Below are 12,623 nucleotides of genomic sequence, written 5' to 3'. Positions count from 1 at the left end.
ACCTCAGATCACCATCTTGACCATCGGATGGGTGGTCAGCGTGCGGTAGAGCTCGTCGAGCTGCTCGCGGCTGGTGGCGTTGATGGTGATCGTCAGGCCAAGGTAGTTGCCCTTGGCGCTGGGGCGGTGCTCGATCGTCGCCGGATCGAAGCCGGGATCAAACTGCAGAGCCACCTGCGCGATCGCGGCCGCGAAGCCCTCGACATGCAGGCCCATGACCTTGATCGGGAAGGCGCAGGGATACTCGATCAGCGACTGCTCGGGCGGAATGACGGGCGGGGTGTGCATCTCGGGTTCTCCTTGCTTCAACGCAGCCACAGGCGCAGCTGGTCCCAGGCGCGCCCGAACATGCCGGCCTGAGCGACCGGCTCGAGCACGGTGACCGGCACCTCGGCCAGCACGCGCGTGCCCGACAGCACCTTCAGTGTGCCGACCTGCTGGCCCTGGCTGAGCGGCGCGATCAGCGGATCGGTGCGCACCAGCTGGGTCTTGACCTGGGCAGCCTCCCCGCGCGGCACGGCCACGCTCACCGGCACCTGGGTGCCGATCTTGGCAGTGGCGGCCGCGCCCTTCCAGACCTCGGCCGAGGTGATGACCTGGCGGGCATCGTAGACCTTGACCGCATCCCAGCTGCTGTAGCCCCAGTTCAGCAGCTTCTGGCTCTCGACCGCACGCGATTCCTTCGACGAGGCCCCGACGACGACGCTCAGCAGCCGGCGCGGCCCGTTGGGCAGGTCGCGCTTGGCGGTGGCGATCAGGCAGTAGCCAGCCGCATCGGTGTAGCCGGTCTTCAGGCCGTCGACGCTCGGATCGCGCCACAGCAGCAGGTTGCGGTTCTGCTGCGTGATCTTGTTGAAGGTGAATTCCTTGATCGAGTAGAACTTGACCTCGCCGGGGAAGTCCTGCAGCAGCCGGGTGGCGATGATGCCCAGCTCGCGCACCGTGCTGACATGGCCCGGGGCCGGCAGACCCTCGGGATTCCTGAACTGCGACACCTTCAGGCCGAAGGCCTGGGCCTGGCGGTTCATCATCGCGACGAAGTTCTCGACCGAACCGCCGACCGCCTCGGCCAGCAGCACGGTGGCGTCGTTGCCGCTCTGCACGATCATGCCCTTGATGAGGTCCTCGACCTTCACCTTGTTGCCGACCTGGATGTACATGCGCGACGCATCGGTCATGCCGGTGCGCCAGGCGCGCTCGGACACGGTCAGCTCCTGGTCGAGCGCGAGCTTCTTGTCGCGCAGCGCCTGGAAGACCAGGTAGGCGGTCATCAGCTTGGTCAGCGAAGCGGGCTCGACGGTCACGTCGGCATCGCGCGCGGCCAGCGGCTGGTTGGCGCTCAGGTCGAGCAGCACATAGGCGCGGGCGGCGATCTCGGGCGGCTGGGGCAGCGCCTGGGCGAACACGGTCTGCGGCAGCAGCGCGGCCAGCGCGAGAGAGGCAAGGAGTCGTTTCATCGGAGCGGTCGGATTCGTTCAGGCGTGTTGGAACACGCGGGCGGCCGGCCGGTTCCCCGGCACGGCGGCGGAGGGGCGCAGGCCGGTCAGCGCCAGCTGCGCACGATCAGGTCACGCAGCTGCGTGAGCTGGCCGTGGAAGAAATGGCCGGTGCCGGGCATGACGATGACCGGCAGCTGCTGCGGCCGCGCCCAGTCCATCGTCGCCGACAGCGGCACCACATCGTCGGCCTCGCCGTGGATCACCACGGTGTCGGGCGGCACGTCGGCGGGGAGCGCACGCTGCGTCGACGGGCCGACCAGCAGCAGGCGCGAGGCGCGCGCGTCGCCCTCCAGCTGCGCCGCCGCCAGCGTGGTGACATAGGCGCCGAAGGAGAAGCCGCCCAGCGCCAGCGGGCGTCCGGGCAGGCGGTGCGCGGCGATCACCGCAAGCAGATCCTCGCTCTCGCCGCGGCCCTCGTCGTGCGTGCCCTCGCTGGCACCGACGCCGCGGAAGTTGTGGCGCACCGTGCGCCAGCCCATCTGCAGGAAGGCGCGGACCATGGTCTGCACCACCTTGTTGTCCATCGTACCGCCGAACAGCGGGTGCGGATGCGACAACACCACCACGCCGACCGGCGCCTCGCGATCGGCCGGGTGGTCGATCGCGATCTCGATCGTGCCGACCGGACCGGCGATCCGGGCGCGTTCGGTCTGCGCGTTCATCGGCCGACGTCCGCAGGCACGACCAGACGCTCGACGACCTGGCCGTTCTTCAGGTGCGACTCGACGATCTCGTCGATGTCGCTGCGGTCGACGAAGGTGTACCAGGTCGCGTCCGGGTAGACCACCGCGACCGGGCCGCCGGCGCAGCGGTCCAGGCAGCCCGCCTTGTTGACGCGCACCTTGCCCGGCCCGGCCAGACCGGCGGCCTTGACCTGCTTCTTGCAGTGGTCGAAGGCTGCCTGGGCATCGTGGTCGGCGCAGCAGGACTCGCCGTTGTCACGCTGGTTCAGGCAGAAGAAGATGTGGCGTTGGAAGTAGCTGCTCATGGCACGGATTGTAGGAGTCACCCCGATCGCGACGGACTCGCGGGGGCTCGGATGCGGTGGGGATCGGCCACCTGGATCAGCAGAAACAGCAGCGCCGCGAAGGGCCAGAGCCAGCCGATCCACTGCGCCAGCCCGTGGAAGCGGATGAAGCGCCCGCGCTCCCAGCCGGTCAGGCTCAGCGAGAAATAGGGATCGGTGCCGGCCTGCGTCACCAGCATGATCAGCAGCGTCAGCGCCACCAGACCCAGCGCGGCGACCAGCCGGCGCGGCGCGAAGGCCAGGCCCAGCCCCAGGCCCAGCCCGACCAGCAGGCCCGGCAGCACCGGCGGCGTCAGCCAGGACATCGCGTGCTCGGGCCCGAAGTTCAGCAGCGTCGACAGCGCGGTCGCGCCGACGCCGGCCAGCAGCAGCAGCGCCAGCGTCAGGATGCGGTGGCGCACCCGCCGCAGCATCACGAAGCTGACCACGCAGGGCGCCAGCAGCCCGAGCGCGATCACCGAGACCTCGGTGCCGGGCTCGAGTGCGCCGACCGGATCGGGCAGCGGAATCCAGCGGTGCAGCGGCGTGTCGGCCAGCCAGGCATCCAGCGCGACCAGCAGCCGCTCCAGCGCCTGGCCGGTGGCCAGCGGCACCGGTGGCGGAAAGAGCAGCCCGATCGGCCAGGACAGCAGCAGCGCCAGCCCCAGCGTGCCGTGGGGCACGAAGATCACGTCGCGCAGGCGCTGCCAGTGCGCCAGCACGCCCAGGCGCAGCAGCAGCACCGCCACCAGCGCGCCGACCAGCGTGCCGGCGCTGTTGAGCAGCCAGTCGTGGCGCGAGGGCACACGCAGCGGCAGCAGGTTCTGCGTCCACTCCATCAGCAGCGACAGCAGCGAGCCGAACAGCAGCGCCTGCAGCAGCGTGCGCAGTGGCCGCAGGCCGGCGCGCAGCCAGGCCAGCGCCAGCAGCAGCCCGAGCGGCAGATAGCCGGCAAAGTTGGCCCAGAGATCGAAGCGGTTGTGGCGCTGCACCGGCAGCCACAGCAGCTCGTGCGGCAGCTGGCCCGGCAGCAGCACCGGCCAGCGCCATGGCCCGAAGGGGTGCAGGCTGGCATAGACGATCAGCCCGGCCCACAGCCAGGCCAGCGGCCAGGAGGAGGAACGGTGCGCAGGAGGCGGCGCAGGCGATGGCGGCAGCGCGGCGGTCGTCATCGCCCCGGACGGTCAGAAGGGCTTGAAGACGACCAGCGCGACGATCGCGGCGAACAGCAGCACCGAAATCTCGTTGTAGACACGGAACCAGACATGGCTGCGGCGGTTGTCGGCGCGCTCGAAGCCGCGCAGCAGCCGCGCGTTCATGTGGTGGAAGCCGATGACCGCCACCACCAGCGTCAGCTTGGCATGCACCCAGCCGTTGCCGGGGCCGCGCCAGAAGGGCCAGCCCAGCCACAGCGCCAGGCCGGTCACCAGCGCGATCACCATCAGCACGGTGGCGAAGCGCTGCAGCTTGCGCCCCATCAGCAGCAGGCGCTCGCGCTCGGCATGGCTGTCGGGCGCGACCATCGCCAGGTTGACCAGGATGCGCGGCAGGTAGAACAGCCCCGCGAACCAGCTGGCCACGAGGATGATGTGCAGGGTCTTGGTCCCCAGGTAGAGCGTGTCCATGGGGCGATGATACGGCCGGGACAGCGCCCCTGGCCGAGGCAGGTCACTGCTACAGGATGCGGCGCGGGTGGGCCAGCGCCTCGTGCGCGGCATGCAGCCGGCGCACCAGCACCCGGATGAAGGCCTCGTCGAACAGATGCCGGGTGGCCGGGCTCAGCCGGGCCAGGGTGTCGGGCGTGAACGAGATCGTCGTGGCGCTGTCGGTCACGATCACGTCGGTGCTGTGCACCCGCAGCTCCGGATTGGGCGCCAGATAGGCCATCTCGCCAACCGAGGTGCCCGAGCCCAGCAGCGCCACGCGCCGGCCGTCGCGCCAGACCTCCAGCGTGCCGGTGGCGATGATGTGGAAGGTGCGGCCCTCCTCGCCGCGGCGGTACAGCGCCTGGCCGGCGGGCAGGCGCTCCCAGCGCGCGCGGTGCACCACCTCCCACAGCGCGATGTCGCCGAAGCGGGTGAAGAAGTCCAGCGTGCGCAGCAGCGTGAAGCGCTCGGAGTCGAGCACGCCCTGCACCGCGCCGCGCGGCACATGCTGCATCGCGATCAGGCCGGAGAGCGCCTCGCCGAGCGCCTCCCACGAGGGATGGCGGTCGTCGGCGCGCTTGGCCAGGCAGCGGCGCACCACCCGGTCGAGCGCCGGCGAGACCCCGGTGCGCACGCCCACCAGCGAGGGTGGCTCGACATGGCAGATCTGGTGCATCAGGCTGGCCTGGCTGGAGGCCTCGAAGGGCGCGTGGCCGGCGATCAGGTGGTAGAGCACCGCGCCCAGGCCGTAGATGTCGGCCCGCGCGTCGAGCTCGGCGCCGTCGAGCTGCTCCGGCGACATGTAGGCCAGCGAGCCGACGCGGTGGACCTGCGTCTCGTCCGAGCGCAGGTTCAGCGCGCTGCCGAAGTCGGTCAGCTTGATGTCGCGCACCTCGCGGTCGCTGCCCACGGTCAGGATGTTGGCCGGCTTGACGTCGCGGTGGATCAGCCCCTGGCGGTAGCAGTAGCCCAGCGCCATCGCGCACTTGAAGCCGATTTCGACGATCTGGTCGAGCGGCAGCAGGTGGTCGGGCGCGCAGAAGGCCCGCAGCGTCGTGCCGGGCACGTACTCCATCACCACGCAGGGCGCACGCGGGTCGGGCACCGCATCCAGGATGTCGACCACGTTCGGATGGTGCAGCCGCCCGGCCAGCGCCGCCTCCGAGGCGAAGAAGCGCGCAAAGACATGCGCGTCGGCCGCGTCGCCCAGCACGCTGGCGCGCACCCGCTTGACCGCGACCTGGCGATCGTTGAACTCGTCGTGGCAGAGGAAGACCTCGCTGGTCGTGCCCTCGCCAAGACGGCGGATCACGCGGTACTTGCCGATGCGCTGCGGCGGGTCGGAGAGGTCCGGGGCGGAGAGATCGATCATCGGCGGCGGGCTCGGACAGGGTGGGCGATCTTTTCACCGGCCCCTGCCCGACACAAGTGCGGATTGCTCGGCCGACCCGACCCGTAGAATCCGCCCCATGATTCAAGCCAAAGAGCAACTCCTCGCCGCCCTCGGCGACGCGCTGGCCGAGATCGCGCCGGGTGCGGCGATCGAGCCCGCCTTCGAAAGCCCGAAGCAGGCCGCCCACGGCGACCTCGCCTGCACCGCCGCGATGCAGCTGGCCCGACCGCAGAAGAAGAACCCGCGCGAGCTGGCCGGCGCGCTGATCGCCGCGCTGCAGACCCGCCCGGCGGTGCAGCAGTGGGTCGAGGCGCTGGAGATCGCCGGCCCCGGCTTCATCAACATCCGCCTCAAGCCCGCCGCGCGCCAGCAGGTGGTCGCGCAGGTGCTGGCCGAAGGTGACGCCTTCGGCCGCGTGCCGTCCAACGGCCGCCAGGTGTTGGTCGAGTTCGTCTCGGCCAACCCGACCGGGCCGCTGCACGTCGGCCACGGCCGCCAGGGCGTGCTGGGCGACGTGCTGTGCAATCTCTACGCCTCACAGGGTTGGGAGGTGGAGCGCGAGTTCTACTACAACGACGCGGGCGTGCAGATCGCCACGCTGGCGAACTCGACCCAGTGCCGCCTGAAGGGCCTGAAGCCCGGCGACGCCGGGTGGCCCGAGTCGGCCTACAACGGCGACTACATCGCCGACATCGCCGAGGCGTTCAAGGCCAAGGCCACCGTCAAGGCCGACGACCGCGAGTTCACCGCCTCGGGCGACCCGGACGACCTCGACTCGATCCGCCAGTTCGCCGTCGCTTACCTGCGCCACGAGCAGGACCTGGACCTGCAGGCCTTCGGCGTGCAGTTCAAGAACTATTTCCTGGAAAGCAGCCTGTACACCGACGGCAAGGTCGAGGACGCCGTGGCACGCCTGACCGCTGCCGGCAAGACCTACGAGCAAGACGGCGCGCTGTGGCTGAAGTCCACCGACTACGGCGACGACAAGGACCGCGTGATGCGCAAGTCCGACGGCGGCTACACTTACTTCGTGCCCGACGTCGCTTACCACATCAACAAGTGGGAACGCGGCTTCGACAAGGTCGTCAACGTGCAGGGCTCGGACCACCACGGCACGATCGCGCGGGTGCGCGCCGGCCTGCAGGCGGCCGGCGTGGGCGTGCCGCAGGGCTGGCCCGACTACGTGCTGCACAAGATGGTCACCGTCATGAAGGGCGGCGAGGAGGTGAAGATCTCCAAGCGCGCGGGCTCCTATGTCACGCTGCGCGACCTGATCGAGTGGACCAGCCGCGACGCGGTGCGCTTCTTCCTCATCAGCCGCAAGGCCGACACCGAGTTCGTCTTCGACGTCGACCTGGCGCTCAAGGCCAACGACGAGAACCCGGTGTTCTACGTCCAGTACGCCCACGCGCGCATCTGCTCGGTGCAGCGTCAGTGGATCGAAGAGATGGCCGGGTGGCCGCAGGTTCGGGCAGAGCACCGCCGCTTAATGAAGGCCGTGCTCACCAATCTTGCAGAGGCGATATGTGACCACAGCGCAGAGCCTTTGAGACAAGAGGTATTAGGTGCATTGATCACCTTGCTGGCAAACGCAAGTAGCATCGAGGAAGAGAATCTACCTGTGTTCCCAGAGCGCCAGGCTCGGGTTCGATATGCCGTTGAAAATAAGGAATTCGATTTCCTTGAAAGGCAAATTGAGACCCTTCCCCTTGAATCCGTTCATGTTAGAAAGCATCTCCATAAGCTGTCGCTCGAATTGAGGGCTGATAATAACCCCAGGCAATACGCCAGTCTGGGCGGACAGATCGCACAGCATCTTGCTCAAGAAGCGATGAACCACGATGTGGCGGAACGGCTTTATGACCAGCTCGCGTTGGCTAATCTGGCTCGAGCTGACTTGTCACTGCTAACTGCACCGACTGAGTTCGTGCTAATGAACAAGCTGGCCGAGTACCCCGATATGTTGGCACGCGCCGCAGAAGGCCTAGCGCCGCACGATGTGGTGTTCTATCTGCGCGATATTGCGGCAGCCTATCACAGCTACTATGCGGCGGAGCGATTCCTCGTCGAGGATGCTGCGCTAGCGCTGGCGCGCATGGCGCTGCTGCAGGCCACCGCCCAGGTGCTGCGCAACGCGCTGGCGGTGCTGGGCGTGAACGCGCCCAAGAGCATGTGAGCCGCCCGGCGGCGCGATGACGAGAACAACGGTGATGGCATCGAAAGCGAAGACTCAGCGCGGCGGCTTCGGCGTCGGCGTGGTGGTGGGCCTGCTGGGCGGTCTGGTGCTGGCGCTGGGGGTGGCGGTCTTCGTCACCAAGGCGCCGGTGCCGTTCGTCGACAAGGTGCCGGGCCGCACCGCGGAGCAGGATGCCGCCGAGGCGGAGAAGAACCGCCAGTGGGATCCGAACGCGCCGCTGCACGGCCGTCCGCCCGGCCGCCCCGCCGAGCCGCCGCCCGCCGCACCGCCGGCCCAGGAGCCCGACCCGATCGGCGCGATCGCCGAGCGCCAGAGCCGCCCGCCCGAGGCCGCCAGCGCCCCGCCGCCGGCCCGCCCGGCCTCGAAGCCGCCCGCACGGGCCGAAGCCAGCGCCTCGGCACCGACCCCGGCAGGTGGCGAGACGTCAGCCAAGACCGGGGCTGATCCGTTCACCTACTTCGTGCAGGTCGGTGCGTATGGCAGCGCCGACGAGGCCGAGCAGCAGCGCGCGCGGCTGGCGATGAACGGGCTCAAGGCCCGCATCACCGAGCGCGAGCAGAACGGCCGCGTGATGCACCGTGTCCGCCTGGGCCCCTACGACAGCCGGGAGGATGCGGAACGCATGCGCGACCAGCTCTCGGCCTCGGGCCAGGGCGATGCCGCGCTGGTGCGCGTGCCGCGCTGAACCTTCGGCCCCGGATCGGGTCCGAACGGCCTGCACAGAACCATCGAAAGGAACCATCGAATGAAGCGTCGCGAGTTCGTCGCCGGAAGCAGTGCCGCGCTGGCACTGGGCGGTCTGGTCAGCGCACCGGCCTCGGCCCAGGCCGGTTTCCAGGAAGGCCGCCACTATGTGCGGCTGCAGCAGCCGGTGCCGGTCTCCGCTCCCGCCGGCAGGATCGAGGTGCTCGAGTTCTTCTGGTACGGCTGCCCGCACTGCAACGCCTTCGAGCCGACGCTCGAGGCCTGGGTCAAGAAGCTGCCGGCCGATGTCGCCTTCCGCCGCGTGCATGTCGCCTTCCGTCCGAGCTTCGAGCCGCTGCAGCGGCTCTACGCCACGCTGGAGAACATGAACCTGGTCGAGGCGCTGCACCGCAAGGTCTTCTACGCGGTCCACCAGCAGGGCGCACGGCTGGACAAGCCCGAGGCGATCACTGAATTCGTCGTCGCCAACGGCGTCGATCGCACCAAGTTCACCGAGATGTACAACTCCTTCGGCGTGCAGAGCAAGGTGCGACAGGGCAAGCAGCTCTCCGAGGCCTACAAGATCGACGGCGTGCCGGCCCTGGGCATTCACGGCCGCTTCTACACCTCGCCGGCGCTGGCCGGCGGCGAAGGCGCCTCCGAGATCCAGGGCCAGACCCGCGCGCTGGCGCTGACCGACCAGCTCGTCGCCAGCCTGCGCAAGGGCTGAGGCCCGGCGGACCTGGAACCGGCCGCCTGCTGCGGCCGCCCGCCCGGTGACACCGGGCGGATCGAAGGCTACAATGCAATTTTCATGCCTTCGATTGCCACTGATGGCTGCTGTCGCTGTTCCGTGCTGGTTTTCACACCGCTGCCTGCGTCCGGCCCCGGCCCTGCTGGCGGCAGCCCTGCTGATGATCGCCAGCATCGCGCCCGCCCGGGCCGAGCGCGCTGACAGCTCGCAGCCGCTGGCCTTCGATGCCGGTCGCATGGTGCTCGACGGCAAGCGCAAGGTCCGGGTGCTCAGCGGCGGGGTCGAGATCAGCCGCGGCACGCTGCTGCTGAAGGCGGCCCAGGTCGAATTGAAGGAAACCCCGCAGGGCGGCCAGTTCGCGATCGCCACCGCGGCCGACGGCCAGCTCGTCACCTTCCGCCAGAAGCGCGAGGGCGTCGACGAGACGGTCGAGGGCCAGTCGCGCCGCATCGAGTACGACAGCGTCAGCGAGACGGTGCGCTTCATCGGCCAGGCCCAGGTGCGGGTGCTGCGCGCCGGCGCACCAGCCGACCAGGTCAGCGGCCAGACCATCGTCTACGACCACGGCCGCGATGTCTTCGAGGTGCAGGGCGGCACGCCGGCCAGCGCGCAGCCCGCGGCGCCCGGCGCCGCCAGCGGCCGGGTGCGTGGCGTGCTGACGCCCCGGCCGGCCGGCGCGGCCTCGCGCCCGGCCGGTGCCGACGCTGCGGCGGAGGGCTCACGTTGAGCGCCCCGCCCCGCCAGCGCCTCGAGGCCGAGGGCCTGCAGAAGCGCTACGGCGCGCGCCTGGTCGTCAAGGATGTGCATCTGGCGGTGCACAGCGGCGAGGTCGTCGGCCTGCTCGGACCGAACGGCGCCGGCAAGACCACCAGCTTCTACATGCTCGTCGGCCTGGTCCGGGCCGATGCCGGCCAGATCCGCATCGACGGCGAGCGGGTCGAGCAGCTGCCGATCCACCAGCGCGCCCGTCTCGGCCTGTCCTACCTGCCCCAGGAGGCCTCGATCTTCCGCCGCCTGACGGTCGAGGAGAACATTCGTGCGGTGCTGGAGCTGCAGCAGGATGCCGACGGCCGGCCGCTGGGCCGCCGGGCCATCGACGAGCAGCTCGGCGCGCTGCTGGCCGACCTGTCGATCGAGCGGCTGCGCGACAGCCCGGCGCCGGCGCTGTCCGGCGGCGAGCGCCGGCGCGTCGAGATCGCGCGGGCGCTGGCCACGCAGCCGCGCTTCATCCTGCTCGACGAGCCCTTCGCCGGGGTCGATCCGATCGCGGTGATCGAGATCCAGCGCATCATCGGCTTCCTGAAGGCGCGGCAGATCGGCGTGCTGATCACCGACCACAACGTGCGCGAGACGCTGGGCATCTGCGACCGCGCCTACATCATCAGCGAGGGCCGCGTGCTGGCCGAAGGGGAGCCGGCGGCGATCGTCGAGAACCCACAGGTCCGCAAGGTCTACCTCGGCGAACACTTCCGGATGTGACCGCCCCATGAAACCTTCCCTCCAGGTCCGCCTGTCGCAGCATCTGGCGCTCACGCCGCAGCTCCAGCAGTCGATCCGGCTGCTGCAGCTCTCGACGCTGGAGCTGCATCAGGAAGTCGAGCAGATGCTCGAACAGAACCCCTTCCTCGAAGCCGACGAGGACAGCGGCGGCGGCCCGGAGGCGGTCACCGTCGAGGGCGGCACCAGCACGGCCGCCGAGCGCGAGGACTGGAGCGCGCCCGGCACCGACTCCGCAGGCGAGGTGCCGGCCGACACCGGCAGCAGCGGCGACGGCGAGGGCGCCGGCGTCGACCAGCTCGACTTCGACGGCGGCGACGCCGGCAGCGACTGGGACAGCGGCCAGGACGACTACCAGAGCCTGTCGGATGTCGGCGGCACCCGCAACGGCGCACCCGACGACGAGGACAGCGACTGGAGCGAGCGCTCCAGCGTCGCCGAGAGCCTGCCCGACCACCTGCGCAGCCAGCTGCGCGGCATGCGCCTGGCGCCCGAGGACCAGCTGCTGGTCGAGGCGCTGATCGACTCGCTGACCGAGGACGGCTATCTGGCCGATCCGCTCGAGGAGATCGCCGAGCGCCTGGCCGTGGGCCTGGAGCTGGGCGAGGCGCTCGGGCGCGATGTCGCGCCGGGCGAGGTCACCGCGGTCGACCTCGACCAGGCCGAGCTGCCCGAGGCCCCGACGCCGGAGGAGGCGCAGGCCGCCGCCGAGCTGCGCGAAGAGCTGCTCGGCCGGCTGCGCTGCGCGCTGGGCTGGCTGCAGAACCTCGAGCCCTGCGGCGTGGGCGCGCGCGATCTGGGCGAATGCCTGGTGCTGCAGCTGCGCGAGCATGACGCCACCGAAGCGCGCCGGGTCGCGATCCTGATCTGCCAGGGCCATCTGGAGCTGCTGGCGCGGCGCGACATGAAGAAGCTGGTGGCCGCCACCGGCGCCGACGAGGACGACATCCGCGACGCGCAGTCGCTGATCGTCACGCTCGAGCCCAAGCCGGGCCGGCGCTTCGCGCGCGCCGAGGCCAACATCGTCGTGCCCGACGTCATCGTGCAGAAGGCCGGCCGCGGCTGGCGGGTCGTGCTCAATCCGGACGTGATGCCCCGGCTGCGCATCAACGACATGTACGCACAGGCGCTGCGCCAGCACCGCGGCCAGCGCGGGGCCGACGACGCCGGCAGCGGCGCGACGCTCTCGGCGCGGCTCCAGGAGGCGCGCTGGTTCGTCAAGAACATCCTGCAGCGCTTCGACACCATCCAGCGGGTCAGCCAGGCGATCGTCGAGCGCCAGAAGGGCTTCTTCACCCACGGCGAGATCGCGATGAAGCCGCTGGTGCTGCGCGAGATCGCCGACGAGCTGGGCCTGCACGAGTCGACCATCAGCCGCGTGACCACCGCCAAGTACATGGCCACGCCCTTCGGCACCTTCGAGCTGAAGTACTTCTTCGGCTCGAGCCTGAACACCGAGGCCGGCGGCAACGCCTCCAGCACCGCGGTGCGCGCGCTGATCAAGCAGTTCGTCGCCGCGGAGGACCAGAAGAAGCCGCTCTCCGACAGCCAGCTCAGCACGATGCTGGAGGAGCAGGGCATCCAGGTCGCGCGCCGCACGGTCGCGAAATACCGCGAGGCGCTGAAGATCGCGCCGGCCAACCTGCGCAAGGCGATCTGAGCGATCCGGTACCGCGTCCGGGATGCCCGGGCTCGGGCGCGGGCTGGCGCACCACCAAGGTGCACCCCCGCCATGCCCGGCCGCCGCGGCGTGAAATGAATCCGGGATGACCCCGAGTGGCGCTGGTGCAGGCGCCCACCGCCGGGGCGGTTTTTCCGGATTTCCGCCGGCACGCCGCGTGCAAAGGCCATCGGGCACTCAGGAGCATCCCTTTCAAGGTGACCGCCCAGCAGCCTTGAGGACACGAGCGGTGGAGAAATGAGACCGGGCGGTACGACCATCGACCC

General features: G+C 69.9%; 13 protein-coding genes. 6 read left to right on the top strand and 7 right to left on the bottom strand.

Features of this window, described 5'->3' with window-relative positions:
- Positions 1 to 3: 3 nt before the first annotated feature.
- From NFT33_RS05105 to NFT33_RS05075, 7 genes are all read right to left on the bottom strand, one after another.
- Entirely contained in the window at positions 4 to 288 is a 285-nt protein-coding gene (locus NFT33_RS05105; protein WP_149504920.1) for a YbeD family protein, read from the bottom strand.
- Between the two features lie 17 nt (positions 289 to 305).
- Positions 306 to 1,457, bottom strand: coding sequence for a D-alanyl-D-alanine carboxypeptidase family protein (locus NFT33_RS05100; RefSeq protein ID WP_251673629.1), 1,152 nt, complete (start codon positions 1,455 to 1,457; stop codon positions 306 to 308).
- 86 nt (positions 1,458 to 1,543) lie between these two features.
- Positions 1,544 to 2,161, bottom strand: a complete 618-nt coding sequence (locus tag NFT33_RS05095) for an alpha/beta hydrolase (protein ID WP_149504922.1) — start codon at positions 2,159 to 2,161, stop codon at positions 1,544 to 1,546.
- On the bottom strand, positions 2,158 to 2,487 hold the full coding sequence (locus tag NFT33_RS05090) for a (2Fe-2S) ferredoxin domain-containing protein (RefSeq protein ID WP_251673627.1): 330 nt from the start codon (positions 2,485 to 2,487) through the stop codon (positions 2,158 to 2,160). Before NFT33_RS05090 ends, NFT33_RS05095 begins: the two co-directional genes overlap by 4 nt.
- A gap of 17 nt (positions 2,488 to 2,504) precedes the next feature.
- Positions 2,505 to 3,677, bottom strand: coding sequence for a VanZ family protein (locus NFT33_RS05085; RefSeq protein ID WP_251673625.1), 1,173 nt, complete (start codon positions 3,675 to 3,677; stop codon positions 2,505 to 2,507).
- 12 nt (positions 3,678 to 3,689) lie between these two features.
- The gene (locus NFT33_RS05080; RefSeq protein WP_149504925.1) at positions 3,690 to 4,130 is read right to left on the bottom strand and encodes a CopD family protein; all 441 of its coding nucleotides are present in this window, start codon (positions 4,128 to 4,130) and stop codon (positions 3,690 to 3,692) included.
- A 49-nt stretch (positions 4,131 to 4,179) separates the two neighbouring features.
- The gene (locus NFT33_RS05075) at positions 4,180 to 5,523 is read right to left on the bottom strand and encodes a serine/threonine-protein kinase (protein WP_251673623.1); all 1,344 of its coding nucleotides are present in this window, start codon (positions 5,521 to 5,523) and stop codon (positions 4,180 to 4,182) included.
- A gap of 97 nt (positions 5,524 to 5,620) precedes the next feature.
- On the opposite strand from NFT33_RS05075, the gene argS reads away from it, so the two are divergent.
- The 6 genes from argS to rpoN all read left to right on the top strand — a co-directional run bounded on the left by argS (position 5,621) and on the right by rpoN (position 12,336).
- Positions 5,621 to 7,720, top strand: a complete 2,100-nt coding sequence (gene argS / locus NFT33_RS05070; protein ID WP_251673621.1) for an arginine--tRNA ligase — start codon at positions 5,621 to 5,623, stop codon at positions 7,718 to 7,720.
- Positions 7,721 to 7,754: 34 nt separating this feature from the next.
- Complete coding sequence (locus NFT33_RS05065; protein ID WP_220784782.1) at positions 7,755 to 8,426, top strand: SPOR domain-containing protein; 672 nt, start codon at positions 7,755 to 7,757, stop codon at positions 8,424 to 8,426.
- 60 nt (positions 8,427 to 8,486) lie between these two features.
- Positions 8,487 to 9,155, top strand: coding sequence for a thiol:disulfide interchange protein DsbA/DsbL (locus tag NFT33_RS05060; protein ID WP_251673619.1), 669 nt, complete (start codon positions 8,487 to 8,489; stop codon positions 9,153 to 9,155).
- Between the two features lie 103 nt (positions 9,156 to 9,258).
- A complete protein-coding gene (lptA, locus tag NFT33_RS05055) occupies positions 9,259 to 9,906 on the top strand; it encodes a lipopolysaccharide transport periplasmic protein LptA (protein ID WP_251673617.1) in 648 nt (215 codons plus the stop codon).
- Positions 9,903 to 10,658 carry an LPS export ABC transporter ATP-binding protein gene (gene lptB / locus NFT33_RS05050; RefSeq protein WP_149504930.1) on the top strand — a complete coding sequence of 252 codons (756 nt, stop codon included), beginning with the start codon at positions 9,903 to 9,905 and terminating at the stop codon, positions 10,656 to 10,658. The genes lptA and lptB overlap by 4 nt, the downstream gene beginning before the upstream one ends.
- A 7-nt stretch (positions 10,659 to 10,665) precedes the next feature.
- On the top strand, positions 10,666 to 12,336 hold the full coding sequence (rpoN, locus tag NFT33_RS05045; RefSeq protein ID WP_251673615.1) for an RNA polymerase factor sigma-54: 1,671 nt from the start codon (positions 10,666 to 10,668) through the stop codon (positions 12,334 to 12,336).
- Positions 12,337 to 12,623 lie beyond the last annotated feature (287 nt).

Source organism: Sphaerotilus sp. FB-3, assembly GCF_023706025.1.
In the GTDB taxonomy this organism is placed as follows: Bacteria; Pseudomonadota; Gammaproteobacteria; order Burkholderiales; family Burkholderiaceae_C; genus Sphaerotilus; species Sphaerotilus sulfidivorans.
The sequence above is the reverse complement of the archived record's forward strand: the minus strand, read 5'-3'. Positions and strand labels throughout refer to the sequence as shown.

What these genes read in the sequence shown, in the direction of transcription:
- NFT33_RS05105 (WP_149504920.1), bottom strand. Translation starts at nt 288, where the DNA reads ATGCACACCCCGCCCGTCATTCCGCCCGAGCAGTCGCTGATCGAGTAT.
- NFT33_RS05100 (WP_251673629.1), bottom strand. Translation starts at nt 1,457, where the DNA reads ATGAAACGACTCCTTGCCTCTCTCGCGCTGGCCGCGCTGCTGCCGCAG.
- NFT33_RS05095 (WP_149504922.1), bottom strand. Translation starts at nt 2,161, where the DNA reads ATGAACGCGCAGACCGAACGCGCCCGGATCGCCGGTCCGGTCGGCACG.
- NFT33_RS05090 (WP_251673627.1), bottom strand. Translation starts at nt 2,487, where the DNA reads ATGAGCAGCTACTTCCAACGCCACATCTTCTTCTGCCTGAACCAGCGT.
- NFT33_RS05085 (WP_251673625.1), bottom strand. Translation starts at nt 3,677, where the DNA reads ATGACGACCGCCGCGCTGCCGCCATCGCCTGCGCCGCCTCCTGCGCAC.
- NFT33_RS05080 (WP_149504925.1), bottom strand. Translation starts at nt 4,130, where the DNA reads ATGGACACGCTCTACCTGGGGACCAAGACCCTGCACATCATCCTCGTG.
- NFT33_RS05075 (WP_251673623.1), bottom strand. Translation starts at nt 5,523, where the DNA reads ATGATCGATCTCTCCGCCCCGGACCTCTCCGACCCGCCGCAGCGCATC.
- argS (WP_251673621.1), top strand. Translation starts at nt 5,621, where the DNA reads ATGATTCAAGCCAAAGAGCAACTCCTCGCCGCCCTCGGCGACGCGCTG.
- NFT33_RS05065 (WP_220784782.1), top strand. Translation starts at nt 7,755, where the DNA reads ATGGCATCGAAAGCGAAGACTCAGCGCGGCGGCTTCGGCGTCGGCGTG.
- NFT33_RS05060 (WP_251673619.1), top strand. Translation starts at nt 8,487, where the DNA reads ATGAAGCGTCGCGAGTTCGTCGCCGGAAGCAGTGCCGCGCTGGCACTG.
- lptA (WP_251673617.1), top strand. Translation starts at nt 9,259, where the DNA reads ATGGCTGCTGTCGCTGTTCCGTGCTGGTTTTCACACCGCTGCCTGCGT.
- rpoN (WP_251673615.1), top strand. Translation starts at nt 10,666, where the DNA reads ATGAAACCTTCCCTCCAGGTCCGCCTGTCGCAGCATCTGGCGCTCACG.